The sequence below is a fragment of the Enterococcus sp. 3C7_DIV0644 genome, assembly GCF_002141235.1.
Lineage (GTDB): Bacteria > Bacillota > Bacilli > Lactobacillales > Enterococcaceae > Enterococcus_D > Enterococcus_D entomosocium.
Window position 1 is genome coordinate 1,947,680 of record NZ_NGLK01000001.1, and the last position, 14,793, is coordinate 1,962,472.

The 14,793-nt window shown below is 45.0% G+C and carries 13 protein-coding genes and 1 pseudogene; 13 read left to right on the forward strand and 1 reads right to left on the reverse strand.

Going from position 1 to position 14,793, the window contains the following annotated elements:
* The first annotated feature begins 27 nt into the window (after positions 1–27).
* The 11 genes from pulA to A5877_RS09245 all read left to right on the forward strand — a co-directional run bounded on the left by pulA (position 28) and on the right by A5877_RS09245 (position 13,459).
* Positions 28–2,049: a type I pullulanase gene (pulA, locus tag A5877_RS09195; protein ID WP_086316729.1), complete on the forward strand. Its 2,022-nt coding sequence runs from the start codon at positions 28–30 to the stop codon at positions 2,047–2,049.
* 117 nt (positions 2,050–2,166) lie between these two features.
* Positions 2,167–3,174 carry a LacI family DNA-binding transcriptional regulator gene (locus tag A5877_RS09200; protein WP_016611647.1) on the forward strand — a complete coding sequence of 336 codons (1,008 nt, stop codon included), beginning with the start codon at positions 2,167–2,169 and terminating at the stop codon, positions 3,172–3,174.
* Between the two features lie 155 nt (positions 3,175–3,329).
* Positions 3,330–3,617, forward strand: a complete 288-nt coding sequence (locus A5877_RS09205; protein WP_016611646.1) for a PTS Lactose/Cellobiose specific IIB subunit — start codon at positions 3,330–3,332, stop codon at positions 3,615–3,617.
* A 31-nt stretch (positions 3,618–3,648) separates the two neighbouring features.
* A complete protein-coding gene (locus A5877_RS09210) occupies positions 3,649–5,067 on the forward strand; it encodes an L-fucose/L-arabinose isomerase family protein (protein ID WP_005226500.1) in 1,419 nt (472 codons plus the stop codon).
* The gene (locus A5877_RS09215) at positions 5,058–5,894 is read left to right on the forward strand and encodes a transketolase (protein WP_005232864.1); all 837 of its coding nucleotides are present in this window, start codon (positions 5,058–5,060) and stop codon (positions 5,892–5,894) included. Before A5877_RS09210 ends, A5877_RS09215 begins: the two co-directional genes overlap by 10 nt.
* Positions 5,881–6,822, forward strand: coding sequence for a transketolase family protein (locus A5877_RS09220; RefSeq protein ID WP_086316730.1), 942 nt, complete (start codon positions 5,881–5,883; stop codon positions 6,820–6,822). Before A5877_RS09215 ends, A5877_RS09220 begins: the two co-directional genes overlap by 14 nt.
* Before the next feature lies 1 nt (position 6,823).
* Positions 6,824–8,272 carry a glycerol kinase gene (locus A5877_RS09225; protein ID WP_086316731.1) on the forward strand — a complete coding sequence of 483 codons (1,449 nt, stop codon included), beginning with the start codon at positions 6,824–6,826 and terminating at the stop codon, positions 8,270–8,272.
* A 12-nt stretch (positions 8,273–8,284) separates the two neighbouring features.
* Positions 8,285–9,142, forward strand: a complete 858-nt coding sequence (locus A5877_RS09230; protein ID WP_086298928.1) for an alpha/beta hydrolase — start codon at positions 8,285–8,287, stop codon at positions 9,140–9,142.
* 45 nt (positions 9,143–9,187) lie between these two features.
* A complete protein-coding gene (locus A5877_RS09235; RefSeq protein WP_086316732.1) occupies positions 9,188–10,468 on the forward strand; it encodes a DUF4038 domain-containing protein in 1,281 nt (426 codons plus the stop codon).
* A gap of 7 nt (positions 10,469–10,475) precedes the next feature.
* Entirely contained in the window at positions 10,476–11,795 is a 1,320-nt protein-coding gene (locus tag A5877_RS09240; protein ID WP_008376690.1) for a PTS sugar transporter subunit IIC, read from the forward strand.
* A gap of 221 nt (positions 11,796–12,016) precedes the next feature.
* The gene (locus tag A5877_RS09245; RefSeq protein ID WP_086298931.1) at positions 12,017–13,459 is read left to right on the forward strand and encodes a glycoside hydrolase family 1 protein; all 1,443 of its coding nucleotides are present in this window, start codon (positions 12,017–12,019) and stop codon (positions 13,457–13,459) included.
* 107 nt (positions 13,460–13,566) lie between these two features.
* Here A5877_RS09245 and A5877_RS09250 read toward each other — a convergent pair whose 3' ends face one another.
* Positions 13,567–13,923, reverse strand: coding sequence for an MmcQ/YjbR family DNA-binding protein (locus A5877_RS09250; protein ID WP_005232842.1), 357 nt, complete (start codon positions 13,921–13,923; stop codon positions 13,567–13,569).
* 255 nt (positions 13,924–14,178) lie between these two features.
* Between A5877_RS09250 and A5877_RS09255 the strand changes: the two genes are divergently transcribed.
* The gene (locus A5877_RS09255; RefSeq protein WP_086298932.1) at positions 14,179–14,508 is read left to right on the forward strand and encodes an AbrB family transcriptional regulator; all 330 of its coding nucleotides are present in this window, start codon (positions 14,179–14,181) and stop codon (positions 14,506–14,508) included.
* Positions 14,498–14,789: pseudogene (locus A5877_RS09260) on the forward strand (type II toxin-antitoxin system RelE/ParE family toxin). The gene A5877_RS09255 and the pseudogene A5877_RS09260 overlap by 11 nt, the downstream one beginning before the upstream one ends.
* Positions 14,790–14,793 lie beyond the last annotated feature (4 nt).

Here is a 14,793-nt window from a genome sequence, read left to right on the forward strand (position 1 = left end):
TTAGAAACGTTGAATGGAGGAATTTTGATGGGACAAAACACGCAGTATGGAGAAAAAAAGATTGCGATCGATCGCAGGATCGGTTTTTTAGAAGAACATACGTATCACGGGAATGATCTTGGTGTGACTTTTCAAGGACAGCAAACCACGTTCAAATGCTGGTCACCAGAGGCAGAGGCCGTTTCAGTATTGCTTTATCAAAGCGGTGTTGCTGGGACTGACGATCGTCTGCTGACGCTGCCAATGGTTCAAGAAGACAACTGTTGGCAAGTCACGACGGAAGAAAACGTCAAGGAGCTGTTTTATACCTTTGAGTTTCAACGAGATGGGCAGAAAATAGAAGCGATGGATCTTTATGCCAAGGCAGTAGGGATCAACGGAAACCGCGGTGCGATCATTGATTTAAAGGAAACAGATCCTGAAGGTTGGCAGGAAAGTCACGGCGTCGGTCAGCAGTCGATCACAGATGCCTATATTTGGGAATTGCATGTCGAAGATTTCAGTGGTGCCGAAAACAGCGGTATTTCACCAGAAAATCGCGGAAAATATTTAGCCTTCACTGAAAAAAAGACCCATCTGGTGGGAGATGAAAGTCAACCAACTGGCATGGCCTATTTAAAAGAGCTGGGGATCAATTATGTTCATCTGCTGCCGATCTTCGATTTTGACAATGATGAAACTTCGTCTGCCTACAATTGGGGCTATGATCCGAAAAATTACAATGTACCTGAAGGACGATACGCTTCTGATCCTAGTGATCCCAAGGCGCGGATTCGTGAATGCAAGCAAATGATCCAATCGCTGCACGAAGAAGCCATCGGCGTTGTGATGGATGTGGTCTTTAATCACACTGCGATCACGGAAGAATCATGGTTTAATTTGACGGTGCCTGATTATTACTACCGTCAAGATGATGCAGGGAATTTTGCGGACGGTTCTGCTTGCGGCAATGAAGTGGCTTCTGAACGGAAAATGATGCGTAAATTTATCATTGATTCAGTTTTATATTGGGCGCAAGAATACAAAATCGACGGCTTTCGTTTTGATTTGATGGGCCTGATCGATGTGGAAACCATGAACCAGTTGCGGCAACGCCTAGATGATGCCGGCTTCAGCCATGTGATTTTATACGGCGAGCCATGGGATGCCGGCAGCAATCAAATTATTCAGCCGAATATCCCAGCAAATAAAAGTAATGTTTGGGCACTGTCAGAAGGCGTTGCGGTTTTTAGCAATGATTTAAGAGACAGTATCAAAGGCGATGTCTTTGAAGAAACAGACGGCGCGTTTATTCAAGGAATGAATGGTCAACCGCAAGTCAAGCAAACCTTTTATGCAGCAAATTTGGCAACGGCGATTCAAGGAAATACGAAAGTTGCCGCACAAGAAGGCGCCGAGCGCTGGGCAAAATCGCCCCGCCAAGTGATCGCCTATGCTTCAGTCCATGATAATTTGACCTTATGGGACAAGCTGGTGGCAACCATGCAGGCTTCAGTGAAGGAAAGAAATTATGAGTTTGATCCTGAGCTTTTAGCCCGCAATAAACTAGCAGCAGCCATTTTGTTTACTAGCCAAGGAGCAGTGCTGACTCAAGCTGGGGAAGAATTTGGCCGTACCAAAGAAGGCGATGAAAATTCCTTCCGTTCGCCACTGGCAGTCAATCAGCTGGATTGGTCACGTGCCAAAACCTTCAAAGAGTTGCGCGAGCTGTATCGGGGCTTGTGGGCATTGCGGCAGTCCTATGCACCATTGAGAGATGCCACGACCCAAACGGCTGAAAGCATGGTCTTTTATGAGACAAAGAATGAAAATCGCTTGGCGTATCAAGTACCCAATCGTGACAAACAGCATCCATGGCGTTCTTTATTCGTTATACTCAATAGCACGGAAGAAAGCTGGTCCTTTGACTTACCGACGGCAACAGAAAATGCTTCTTGGCACATCATTGCTGACCCCAAAGGAGCTGGGCTCACTTCTCGCGGCGTAGCAGCGCCAAGAATAACCATCGCCCCCTTGTCCTTCTGCATTTTGGCGGAACAAAGTAACTAATCAAAGTAGAAGCTAAAACAAACTAAAAATTTTAGTTTGTTTTAGCTTTTTTGGTAGTAAAAAAACAATTCTTTTGCTATACTTTTAACAGAATGAGAAGCAGAAAGCGGTGAGCAAATGAAAGTTGTGATCTCTGATATTGCCCGAAAAGCTGGCGTTTCCAGCGGAACTGTCTCTAATGCAATCAACAATCGTAAGGGGATCAGTGAACAAAAACGGCAAGCGATCTTGAAGATCGCTCGTGAGATGGGGTATTTTGATCAGCGAGAAATTAAAAAAACGGAAAGCCAAAAGATCAAATTTGTTGTAATGAACAAACAAGGAAATGTCGTAGGGGATACGCCTTTCTTTTCTGAATTGATCCGGGGGATCGAAATGGAATGCAGCGCGTTAGGCTATGAATTGGTCATTTCCCATATCACATTGGCGCCAGAGGAAGACCCGATCGAAAAGATCCGCCCAGAATTAGTAGATGGTTTGCTATTGTTAGGAACGGAATTGGAAAAACAAGATTTAGCAGTCTTCCGTCATTTGGAAGTACCCTTAGTGATTTTAGATACGATTTTTAATTCGCAGGACTTTGATTTTGTCGCCATCAATAATCGTGACAGCGCCTATGAGATCGTTGAAAAGATGATCGAAAAAGGCCACCGAGACATTGGCATCATCAACTCAACCTTTCAAATCAACAATTTCCGTGAACGCAAGCAAGGGTTTATTCAAGCGATCCAAGAGCATGATCTGATCCATTATGAAGAGACGGAAGCCTTAGTAGAACCCACCTTGGAGGGCTCATATCAAGACATGAAGGTCTATTTGGAATCCTTGCGTGCCGATCAGCGGCCGTTACCAAGCGCCTTTTTTGCGGTCAATGACAATATCGCCATCGGTGCAATGAAAGCCATTCGCGAAGTGTTCCCCGATCATCCGTTGGCCATCGTTGGGTTCGATGATATTCCTTTGGCGGAATTTTGCAACCCACCGCTGACCACCGTCAAAGTAGATAAAGTGTACCTTGGTCGTCAAGCCGTGCGACGCTTGATCGAGAAAATCACCAGTGAAGATGAAAACCATCTGAAAATGCTGGTCGCCACGACGATCGTCGAACGCGAAAGCATCAAATAAGAAAAAAATAAGAAGAAGACAAAACGTTTAGCAAGCGTTTTGTCTTTTTTTAGTTATTAAACAAAAATATTTATCTAAAACTATTGCAAAATATTTAGCTTATGCTATATTTAAGGTGTAAAAAGTAAGGGATTACATTTTGAGGAAGTGAATAGATGACACAGATCGGTCTCTTTTGTGCAACTGGGCTCTCCAGCGCACTGCTCGTCAAAGCGCTCAAAGAACAACTAGCGGATGATCAGCATTACCAAGTGAATTCCGCGCCTTTTTCAGAAATATTTATGGTGGGAAATGACTATGATTTTTTGATTTTAGCTCCTCAAACCCGCTTCAATCAAGCGAAAGTCGCAACAGCCTTTCCTAATAAAAAAATCGTTTTACTGACGGATAAGGAATTTCTGAGCAGAAATGTAGCACGAATCGTCGAAGAAATAAAAATTTAGCTAAATATACTAAAACGCAAAGGGTGGTTTTATGGATAAAGTAACAATCGGGTTCGCCCCGACTAGAAGAAATTTATTTAGTGCAGAAGCAGCCATTGAGTACGCCAATCTGACACGACAAAAAATGGACGAACTGGCCATTGATTATGTAGATATTTTAGATATCAACGAAGATGGCTTGCTATACGATGATGAAGGGGTTGAAAAAATCGCCGAAAAATTCAAAGCAGCAAAAATCGACGGTCTTTTTCTAGCCAATGAAAACTTTGGTACGGAATATGCCTGTGCTCGTCTAGCCAAAAAACTAGATGTCCCCGTCTTACTATGGGGACCCAAAGACGAGACACCAGCCGCCGATGGTTCACGTTTGCGGGATACGCAATGCGGTCTTTTCGCTATCGGGAAAGTCTTGCGCCGTTTCAAGGTACCTTTCACCTATGTCAAAAATTCTGATATTGATTCACCGGAATTTGCCCGCGGCTTGCAAGACTTTATCAAAGTCTGCAATGTCGTCAAGACCTTCAAACAAACACGAATCTTGCAAGTTGGCCCACGGCCCTTTGATTTTTGGACCGTGATCTGCAACGAAGGCGAACTATTGGAGCGTTTCAATATCTCGCTATCACCAGTACCGATCCAAGAAGTGGTGCAAGAAATCAAGAAAGTCAAAGAACAGCAGCCAGATAAATTGCAAGCAGTCATTGATTATTTCGAAACCAATACGGAAGTCCAAATTTCGGCAAAAGATTTGGAGATGGTGGCAGCCCTTAAAGTGGCCTTGCAAAACTTATGTGAAAGCTACGGCTGCAATGCAGGGGTCATCCAGTGTTGGACGGCTTTACAAGACGAAATAGGTATTTTACCGTATGCCTCCCTGTCGCTTTTACAAGAAGAAGGTCTGCCTTTTGTCTGTGAGACGGATGTTCATGGGGCGATCTCGGAACTGTTGGTCGAAGCCGCTTCGTTGGGGGAACACCGTGCGATCTTTGCGGATGTCAACTGCCGCCATCCAGAAAACGAGAATGGCGAATTGCTGCAGCACTTAGGGGTTTTTGCTTATTCCACCGCGGAGACCAAACCGATTTTGCCGCAACGGCATTTTGTTTTTGACTATCCGGGATCAGTCGCTTTTCGGGCAATCAAAGACGAGTATACGTTGTGTCGCTTTGATGGAGACAACGGCGAGTATTCGTTGCTGATGGGCACCGGCAAAGGGATCGATGGACCATACAATCAAGGGACCTATCTCTATCTAGAATTTGCGAATTTGAATCGCTTGGAATTCAAACTCGTTGAAGGCCCTTATATTCATCACGTTGCGGCGGTCAGAAAAAATGTGGTGCCGATCTTGTACGAAGCGTGCAAATACATCGGCGTGCAGCCAGATTTTTATGATCCGATCGAAGAAGACGTCAAAGCATACTTGAGAGGGGATCAATCATGGAAATAAACGAGCTGGAAATGAAGGCTTTAACGATTCGAAAATCCGTGTTAGAGCTGATCTATCAAGCAAAAACGGGTCATACTGGTTCGGATCTTTCTTGTACCGATATTTTAGTGGCCCTGTATTATCAGATAATGAATGTGGATGCGAAAGATCCCCAAAAGCAAGATCGTGACCAGTATATCCAAAGTAAAGGACATGCTGCAGAAGTACTATGGGCCGTTTTAGCGGACAAAGGTTTTTTGCCGAAAGAAGAATTAGCCACCTTTTCGCAATTTGGTTCACGACTGATCGGTCATCCAAACAATAAAGTAGCTGGGGTTGAGATGAATACTGGTTCGCTAGGTCACGGCTTACCCGTCGCAGTAGGGATCGCCTTGGCAGGCAAACTGGATCACCGCACGTATCAAACCTATACGTTGTTGGGAGATGGCGAATTAGCAGAAGGCTCGGTATGGGAAGGAGCCATGGCGGCTGCCAACTACCAGCTGGACAATTTGACCGCCATCATTGATCGCAACGGCTTGCAGATCACTGGAGCCTCGGAAGATGTGATGGCCGTGGAGCCGCTAGATGAAAAATGGCGTGCCTTTGGTTGGGATGTGCATATCGTTGATGGCAATGATATGGCTGCCTTGGTGGCTGCATTAGAAAAACCGCATCAGCCCAATCAACCGAAGCTGGTCATTGCTAAAACCATCAAAGGCAAAGGCTATTCTGCAGCCGAAAATCAAGCGCAATGGCATCATAAAGTGCCAACGGCAGAAGAGCTTGCACAAGCTATTGCCGAACTTGATCAGCAAATGGAGGTTTTGACTCATGGGAAAAAATAATATTGCCAATCGCCAAGCGATGTGCGACGTATTGATTGAAGAAGGAAAAAAGAATCCTGCTATCACGGTGTTGACCAGTGATTCTCGTGGTTCCGCTTCGTTAGCACCTTTTGCCAAGGAATTACCGACACAATTGGTGGAAGTAGGGATCGCAGAGCAAAACATCGTCAGTATTGCGGCCGGCTTAGCCCATATGGGCAAACGCCCTTTCGTTGCATCCCCTGCTTGTTTTCTCAGCATGCGCAGTATCGAGCAGATCAAAGTCGATGTCGCGTATTCGAATAAAAATGTCAAACTCGTAGGCATCAGCGGCGGTGTCAGCTATGGGGCATTAGGCATGAGTCATCATTCCTTGCAAGACATCGCAGTGGCACGAGCGATCCCTAATTTGCAAGTGCTGTTGCCAGCAGATCGCTTTGAAACGATCCAAATGTTTAAAGCCTTAGCGGCATCAAATGAACCAGCCTATATCCGTCTCGGTCGCAATCCTGTTGAAGATTGTTATGATTCTGCAGATTATCCTTTTGAGATCGGCAAAGCCATTGAGCTGAGAAGCGGTCAAGATGTCGCATTGCTCGCCACTGGCGAAACCGTGCGCCAAGCGTTGGATGCTGCTGAGCTATTGGAAAAACAAGGTATCACTGCTACCGTTTTAAATGTTCATTCCTTGAAGCCCTTTGATTCAGAAACGGTCAAACGAGTGGCGAAAGAAACAGGCACCGTGATCACTGTGGAAGAACACAGCCGATACAACGGCTTAGGAGCTGCCGTGGCGGAAACGCTGGCAGAAGAAACGGGCATTCGACAAAAAATCATTGCTTTTCCGGATGAAGCCTTGATTACTGGTTCTTCGTCAGAACTGTTTGCCCATTATGGCTTAGACGGTGGCTCCATAGCGAAAACAGCGGTTGCGTTTCTAGGAGCTTAAGATGGACAAGACCTATCAGCTTGTTTTAGATCAGAGTACATCCGGTACCAAGCTCTTACTGTTTCAAGAAGGGAAAATCCTGCAGCGTTACGATAAAAAACATCGCCAAATTTATCCAAAAGTCGGGTGGGTCGAACATGATCCCCTTGAGATTTGGCAAAATGTCCAAGAATTGCTGGCACAAGTGTTGCAAGAACAAGCGATCACTGCAGATCAAATCGTTTCCTTGTCATTGACCAATCAGCGAGAAACGATCGTTGCTTGGGATCGATTGACCGGCAATCCCCTGTACAATGCGATCGTGTGGCAATGCAACCGCAGCGCTACGATTTGTGAAGAATTGACGGCACAAGGCTGGGAAAAGACGATCAATCAAAAGACCGGTTTGCGTTTAGATCCGTATTTTTCCGGCACCAAAGTGAAATGGTTGGCCCAAGAATTATCAGCCATCAAAGAAAAGTCGGGGACTGGCGAATTGGCGATCGGTACGATGGACAGCTGGCTGTTGTGGAATTTAACGCAAGGGACAGTATTTGCGACAGAAGCCAGCAACGCTTGCCGAACATTGTTTTACAATATTGAAGAGGGCCGTTGGGATGCAGAACTCGTCAAACTTTTTGGCATCCATTTAGCAGACTTGCCAGCGATCAAACCTGCTGATACGGTTTTCGGTAGCTATCACGGAATCCCTATCAAAGGGATCTTAGCCGATTCACAAGCGGCATTATTTGGGGAAGGTTGTCAAAGCCTTGGGGATGTAAAAATCACGATGGGCACCGGTTGTTCGATCATGATGCAAGTGCAGCAGGAGCAGACGTTGCGGGATCGCCGCATTTTGACGACGGTCGGCTGGCAAACTAGCCAGGAAACAGCGTTTGCGCTAGAAGGCATCATCCGTTCCTGTGGTGACGCCATCAACTGGTTCAGTGAGCAAGTGGCTCCGCTGCCAGATGTAGCTGAGATCTGTCAAGAAGTGCTGACCAGTGACAGTCAAGAAGACATCTATTTTATCCCAGCATTGCAAGGAATGGGTGCCCCTTTTTGGGATAATACGATGACTGCCAGCTTTGTCGGCATGAAACGCACAACGACGACTCATGAGCTGTTGAAAGCCGTTTTAGAAAGCATCATTTTTCAAATCAAAGCAGTGATCGATGTGATGGAAGAAGTCGCTGAACGACTGATCAATCAGGTAATGATCGATGGCGGTGTTTCGAAAAACCGCGCCTTGATGAGCTTATTGGCGACTTTGATCAATAAACCCGTCATCGTCAGCGAAGTCGAAGAATTTTCAGCCATCGGCACAATGCTTGTTGCCAAACCAACCATGAATGAACCAGCTATTCAGCAAACCACGATCGTTCCGCAAGCCGAACAGGCCGTGATCCGTTTGAAATATGAAAAATGGAAACGGTTCATTGAGAAGTCAACTGCTTTTAGTGAAGGATAAAGGAGGAACTATATGGAGACCAAACGAATTCAACTGAATCAAACGGCTTACGTGGATACCTATTTATTGCACCAATCCAAAGAGTACAATGTCGGCAAAAAACGACCGCTAGTGATCGTCTGTCCAGGCGGCGGCTACGCCTTTACCAGTGATCGAGAGGCGGAAGTCATTGCCTTGAAATTCAATAGTATCGGGCTAAATAGCGTTGTTTTATGGTACACCACCGGTGATCAGGTGAAAAACGTTCCCCACAATGCCTTGATGGAAGCCGCCCAAACCATCAAAATCATTCGTGCGCATGCTCAAGAATGGTTGGTGGATGAGGAGCAAATCATCGTTTGCGGTTTTTCAGCAGGCGGACATCTAGCGTTGCAGCTAGCGACGCGCTGGCACGATGCTGAGCTGGCAGAAGCGTTGGGCGTCAGCAGTGACTTACTGAAAGTGAATTTGGCGATCGCTGGCTACCCATTGGTTTATCAAGAGCATGCTTTCCCAATCGATGAGCTAGGCTTTGCCGCTCGTCTAATCGAAACACCTTTAACTGCCAACGAGCGCTTTTTTGGGAGTAAACAACCGACGGAAGAAGCCATTCAATCCATGAACATTTTGCATCATGTCGATCAGTGGACACCTCCGATGTTTCTCTGGCATACGACGGAAGACGTCTTAGTCGATGTGGCGCACTCGTTGAAGTTGGCGGTCAAATTAAGAGAAGCAGAAATTCCATTCGAACTGCATATTTTTGAAAAAGGCGAACACGGACTGGCATTAGCGGATCGAACAACGGCACGCAAGTCAAGTCACCTCAATGCCCATGTCGCCAAATGGTTTGAGCTGTGCGAAGGCTGGCTCAGTAGTTATATTGATTAATAACCGCCAGTGCACAACTTGTGCCGATGAAAGGAGAGCTCCACCGTGAAAATCACCGTAAACCAAAACAAACGCACCTTATTGCGAGACGGACAGCATTTCTTTTATTTAGCCGATACTTGCTGGAGTGCTTTTACTAGTATTCAAGAAAATGACTGGATCACCTACTTAGACAAACGCAAAGAGCAGGGATTCAACACCCTTCAAATCAATGTGTTACCGCAATGGGATCGCAGCCGTGGTCAATTTGACTGCTTGCCGTTTCCCCTTGATGCGGGTGTCTTTGATTTTACGGTTTGGGAGGATGCCTATTTCGAACGGGCTCAGCGTCTTTGTAAAATTGCCGATGAAAAAGGCTTTACTTTAGCATTGGTTGTCTTGTGGTCAAACTATGTCGCTGGCACTTGGGCTAGCCAGTTGGACAAAGAACGCAACGTGTTGCCGGAGGATTGCCGCCAGGCCTACTATCAAAAAGTGATTAAGACGTTTGATGCCTTCCATCCGATCTACTTTATTGGTGGCGATACGGACTTCCCAACACAGCCAACCATCGATACGTATCTAGAAGCCTTTGTTTTCTTTGAAAAGCATTCGCCCAATACCTTGAAAACGATTCATATCAAGGGACGTTTTGAAGAAATCCCTGAACCTATCGTCGAACATTTGGACTTATTTTTATACCAATCAGGTCATAACAGCGCCTTTTTGAATATGCCTTATTATTTGGCAGAGCGTTTTTATCAACGAGAACCGCAACTGCCGATCATCAACTCAGAACCTTGCTATGAACAAATGGGCTATGCCCGTCACGTATACGGTCGATTTGGTCAAAAAGATGTCCGCAAAGCAGCATGGCAATCATTGTTAGCCGGCGGCTCGGCTGGGATCACGTACGGTGCCCACGGCATCTGGAGTTGGCAAACCCCGACGGCAACCTTTGCGGAAGAAATCGGGGAAGCGTTTGACCGTCCGATGATTTGGCCAGAAGCTTTGTCTTTTCCTGGGGCAGATGATTATGGCTTTATCAAGCAATTATTTGAATTATTAAATATTCAGGAGCTTGTGCCTTTCCAAGAGCGCTTGATCGATGCAGATGAACAGATTCGTATGGCAGCTATCGCAGGAAGGAAGGATGCCTTGCTTTACTTGCCAAGCAATACAACAGTTCGCCTGCAAGGAGATCTTTCTACAGCGACCGTCACATTGATCGATTTGAACACCAATCGTTTCTTGAAACCAAAACTGACAGTTACTGATGGTATCACTGTTTTCCATCCCCACAATTGTCACGAAGATGTATTGTTCGTCATCCAAATAAAGGAGTGAAAAGAAAATGGATAAATATATGGATAAGGTATTAGTATTTGCAGATAAAATCTCCAACAATCGGTATTTAAAGGCAATTTCAAACGGGTTGATGGCGACGCTGCCGATCAACATTATTGGCTCGATCGCCTTGTTGTTAGCAGTTTTGCCGATTCAAGGGTGGACAGATTTTATCAACTCGATCAATATTGGCGGTTATTTTTCCGTCGGTTACAGTATGACCGTTGGGGTTATCTCAGTGTACGCTTCCTTTCTTGTCGGTCACCGTTTAGCGACAGAATTTAAGCAGTCGGCAGTCCCTGCCGGCATCGTTTCGTTGTTTGCCTTTTTGATGATGACGCCAATGGTCACCTTGGAGGAAACAACGACCCTCGACATGAGCAAACTCGGCGCTCAAGGCTTGTTTACCGCTATGATCTGCGGCTTAGTTTTTGCTCGTTTGTACTGCTTTATTTTAGAAAAAAATATCGCCATCAAAATGCCAGCAGGCGTGCCGCAATTTGTGACGGATACCTTCGCCGGTTTGATTCCAGCAATTATTTCTGGGTTTACCGCGATCGTCATTAGCTGGGCATTCAGTTTTACTTCTTATGGCTCATTTTCAGATTTCATCTATCAAATCTTGGCAATGCCGCTGCAAAGCTTGTCTTCTAGTGTCGGTTCGTTGTTATTTATTGTACTGATCCAAATGGTGCTATGGTTCTTCGGTATCCATGGTTCGTTGGTGGTGGGTAGCTTTGTCACCGCTTTGTACTTACCAATGGATGTAGAAAATATGGATGCTTTAGCTAGCGGTGTTGCTCGTTCCGAGCTGCCAAATATTTTGAGCAAGTCGTTTTATGATTTGTTTGCTGGTATTGGTGGGGCTGGGGGAACATTGTCATTGATTATCGTTATTTTGCTGTTGGCGAAATCAAAACAATCACGGACAGTCGCTAACCTAAGTGCCGTTCCTGGATTGTTCACCATTAATGAGCCGGTGATTTTTGGCTTACCGCTGATTTTGAATCCAATCATGGCGATTCCGTTCATATTAACACCATTGGTTCAAGTGCTTGTGGCGTACCTAGCGATCTGGAGTGGGATCGTCCCACGACTTAGTGGCGTACAAGTTCCCTTTGGCACACCGATTTTTCTAAATGGGTTTCTAGCTGGAGGCTGGCAGGTTGCAGTTCTACAAGTTGTTTGCGTTTTGGCAGGCTGCTTGCTGTACATTCCTTTTGTCAAAATATTAGATAAAGGAAAATTAAAAACCGAAGCAGAAGCTGCGCAAGCGGAGGGTCACCCACAAACTGAAAGTATCGATGCAACGGGGGAAACGGTTTAAAAGAAACCGATTTTATGATGACAAGCCAATGAGTTAGTGCTATAGTTAAAGAAAGAAAACCCACGTGGATTGTTACTGACTCGATCAGGCAAGACCTAAATAAGAAAGCGCTCTTCTCGTTTTAGCAGCGGCTCTTATTTAGGTTTTTTGTTTTTTATCAGAGATTTTTCAGTAACCAGCTAGGTAGGTTTATCAAAAGAAAACAAAAGGAGAACGAGCAAATGGCAAAATTTCCAGAAAATTTCTTATGGGGCGGCGCGACCGCAGCGAATCAATTAGAAGGGGCGTTCGATCGCGATGGCAAAGGATTGTCAGTGGCGGATGCAATGCCTGGCGGCAAACAGCGTTTAGCGATTTTAGGTAGTGATACGTTTGATTGGACGATCGATGAGGACAAATACACCTACCCAAATCATCGCGGGATCGACCATTATGACCGTTTCAAAGAAGACATTGCGTTGTTTGCAGAGATGGGCTTCAAGAGCTATCGTTTTTCTATCGCTTGGACACGTATCTTTCCAAAAGGCGATGAAACGACACCAAACGAAGCTGGGCTAGCATTTTACGATGCGCTGATCGATGAATGTTTGAAATACGGGATCGAGCCAGTGGTTACGATCTCCCACTATGAAATGCCTTTGCATTTAGCCAAAGAATACGGTGGCTGGAAAAATCGAGCATTGATCGATTTCTATGAGCGTTTTGCAAAAGTCGTCTTGGAACGGTTCCACAGCAAAGTCAAATACTGGATGACCTTCAATGAGATCAACTCTGCTTTCCATTTCTCTGCATTGAGTCAAGGAATGGTCAACAGCACGGGTGCCAGCGACTTTACAAACGTGATCCAAGCGTGGCACAACCAATTTGTTGCCAGCAGTAAAGCAGTCAAAATCGGCCATGAATTAAACCCAGAGTTACAGATCGGTTGTATGATCATTTATGCAACGACTTACAGCATTGATGCGAACCCAGTCAACCAAGTGGCGACGATGATCCATAATCAAGCCTTCAACTACTACTGTGCCGACGTGCAGGTACGTGGAAAATACCCATCCTTTACGGATCGTTTGTACAAAGAACACGGCGTCAATAAAGAGGATCTTGAGATTACCGAAGAAGACTTAGCCTTGATTGCTGAACATACTGTTGACTATGTTGGCTTCAGCTACTACATGTCTTCTGCCGTGGATATCACCACAGAAGAAGCCGATGAAGTGCAAGGAAACTTATTGGGCGGCGTCCGCAATCCATTCCTAGAAGCAAGTGAATGGGGCTGGCAAATCGACCCAGAAGGGCTGCGCATCGCGTTGAATGAATTGTATGATCGTTATCAAAAACCGTTGTTTATCGTGGAAAACGGCTTAGGAGCCATTGATACCTTTAACGAAGAAGGTAAGATCGATGATGACTATCGTATCGATTACTTGCGCCGCCACATTGAAGCAATGGGGGAAGCGATTGCTGATGGCGTAGACTTGATCGGCTACACGCCATGGGGCTGTATCGACCTTGTCAGTGCTTCAACAGGCGAAATGAGCAAACGCTATGGCTTTATCTATGTTGACTTTGATGACGAAGGCAACGGCACGATGGATCGTTCCAAGAAAAAATCCTTCGATTGGTACAAACAAGTTATTGCAACAAACGGAGAAGAGTTGGCCTAAGTGTTTCGTTAGACTCACGGATGACGCAGGATCCGTTATAAAAGAAAACCGATCAACGGTGCTCCTATACTGGCGCATCGTTGATCGGTTTTTTGTGATATTTGGGTTTAACGGGTATGTTCATAGCTGTCTCGTAACAAAGATTGGAGTTGTTTTTCTGATACAGAGCCATCTAGTAATGCGGTGAGCCAATGGTTTTTATTCATGTGATAAGCGGGTAAATAGCCGTGACTTTGATTGATGATCGAAACCATTTCGGGCGCTGCTTTGACATCTAAAATCTCGATCATTCCCGTTCCTTCCAGGCCTAATTTCTGCTTTTCTACAGTCATCAGCAAGCCAAACCATTTGCCGCTTTTACGGTGCCGCAAGACTTGGTACTCGGGAAACTTTGCAAATGGATGGTCGATCTGAACATCATTGAAGGTCTGAGCGAATGCGATCAGACGGTTTTTAAGATCCATGGGTATCCCTGCCTTTTTCTTCATTCAACTCCAGTATACTGTATTTTTGCCAATATTTCGCTGGAAAAGGAGATTGGGCTCTTTGGTTTAATGAGCCGTATCACCTGCTGCATCGATAGTAATAAATAAGGTAAAGTAGCAGGCGGTTTATTTTCTCAATTTGACACTCAGCTTTCGGCATTACTTGTCATTACATTCGATTACGATATAATGTTCTTACAGAGTAATTACAAAAACAGAGAGAGGAGTGCAACGATGATTACGAAAACAAGAAAACAAGGGAATTCCATTATGTTGACGGTGCCCAAAGACTTTGGTATTCCCAATGGTGTGGAAGTAGAAGCAAAGCTAGTAGAAAATGGAATCTTGTATGAATTTATTGAACCGGTAAAACCATTCGATGATTTCAGTGAAGATATCTTGACTGATATTATTAATGAGGGATACGAACACGAAGATATTTTATCCGAATTTAAAGCGCGTAAGAGTAAGATGATTTCTTCATTTAAGACAATTGCAAAGGATACTGCTACCGACGGGAAAGCAATGACCAAAGAGGAGTTGGCAACTGAAATTGGCTTATGAGGTGATTCCATCTAGACAAGTAGTGAATTATTTAAAAAAGTTGAAGGAGAAACCGCTGAAACAAAAGTTTCTTCATGTCATTTATGATGAAATAGCTGTCGAACCGTATAGCGGCGATCAAAAAAACTGGCGATTTAGCTGGAATCTGGTCGAAGGGTTTTAAGTATGCAGGGACAACCTGTCGTATTGCTTATGATGTGATCGATGACCAAGTGATTCCAGTCTTGTTATGTGGCACCCATGAGAATTTTTATGAACAGTTAAAGCAGTTAATGAAATAACTGG

Coding starts and splice junctions, on each gene's coding strand:
- A5877_RS09215 (WP_005232864.1), top strand. CDS start 5,058: ATGGAAATAAACGAGCTGGAAATGAAGGCTTTAACGATTCGAAAATCC.
- pulA (WP_086316729.1), top strand. CDS start 28: ATGGGACAAAACACGCAGTATGGAGAAAAAAAGATTGCGATCGATCGC.
- A5877_RS09240 (WP_008376690.1), top strand. CDS start 10,476: ATGGATAAATATATGGATAAGGTATTAGTATTTGCAGATAAAATCTCC.
- A5877_RS09220 (WP_086316730.1), top strand. CDS start 5,881: ATGGGAAAAAATAATATTGCCAATCGCCAAGCGATGTGCGACGTATTG.
- A5877_RS09250 (WP_005232842.1), bottom strand. CDS start 13,923: ATGGATCTTAAAAACCGTCTGATCGCATTCGCTCAGACCTTCAATGAT.
- A5877_RS09255 (WP_086298932.1), top strand. CDS start 14,179: ATGATTACGAAAACAAGAAAACAAGGGAATTCCATTATGTTGACGGTG.
- A5877_RS09205 (WP_016611646.1), top strand. CDS start 3,330: ATGACACAGATCGGTCTCTTTTGTGCAACTGGGCTCTCCAGCGCACTG.
- A5877_RS09245 (WP_086298931.1), top strand. CDS start 12,017: ATGGCAAAATTTCCAGAAAATTTCTTATGGGGCGGCGCGACCGCAGCG.
- A5877_RS09230 (WP_086298928.1), top strand. CDS start 8,285: ATGGAGACCAAACGAATTCAACTGAATCAAACGGCTTACGTGGATACC.
- A5877_RS09210 (WP_005226500.1), top strand. CDS start 3,649: ATGGATAAAGTAACAATCGGGTTCGCCCCGACTAGAAGAAATTTATTT.
- A5877_RS09200 (WP_016611647.1), top strand. CDS start 2,167: ATGAAAGTTGTGATCTCTGATATTGCCCGAAAAGCTGGCGTTTCCAGC.
- A5877_RS09225 (WP_086316731.1), top strand. CDS start 6,824: ATGGACAAGACCTATCAGCTTGTTTTAGATCAGAGTACATCCGGTACC.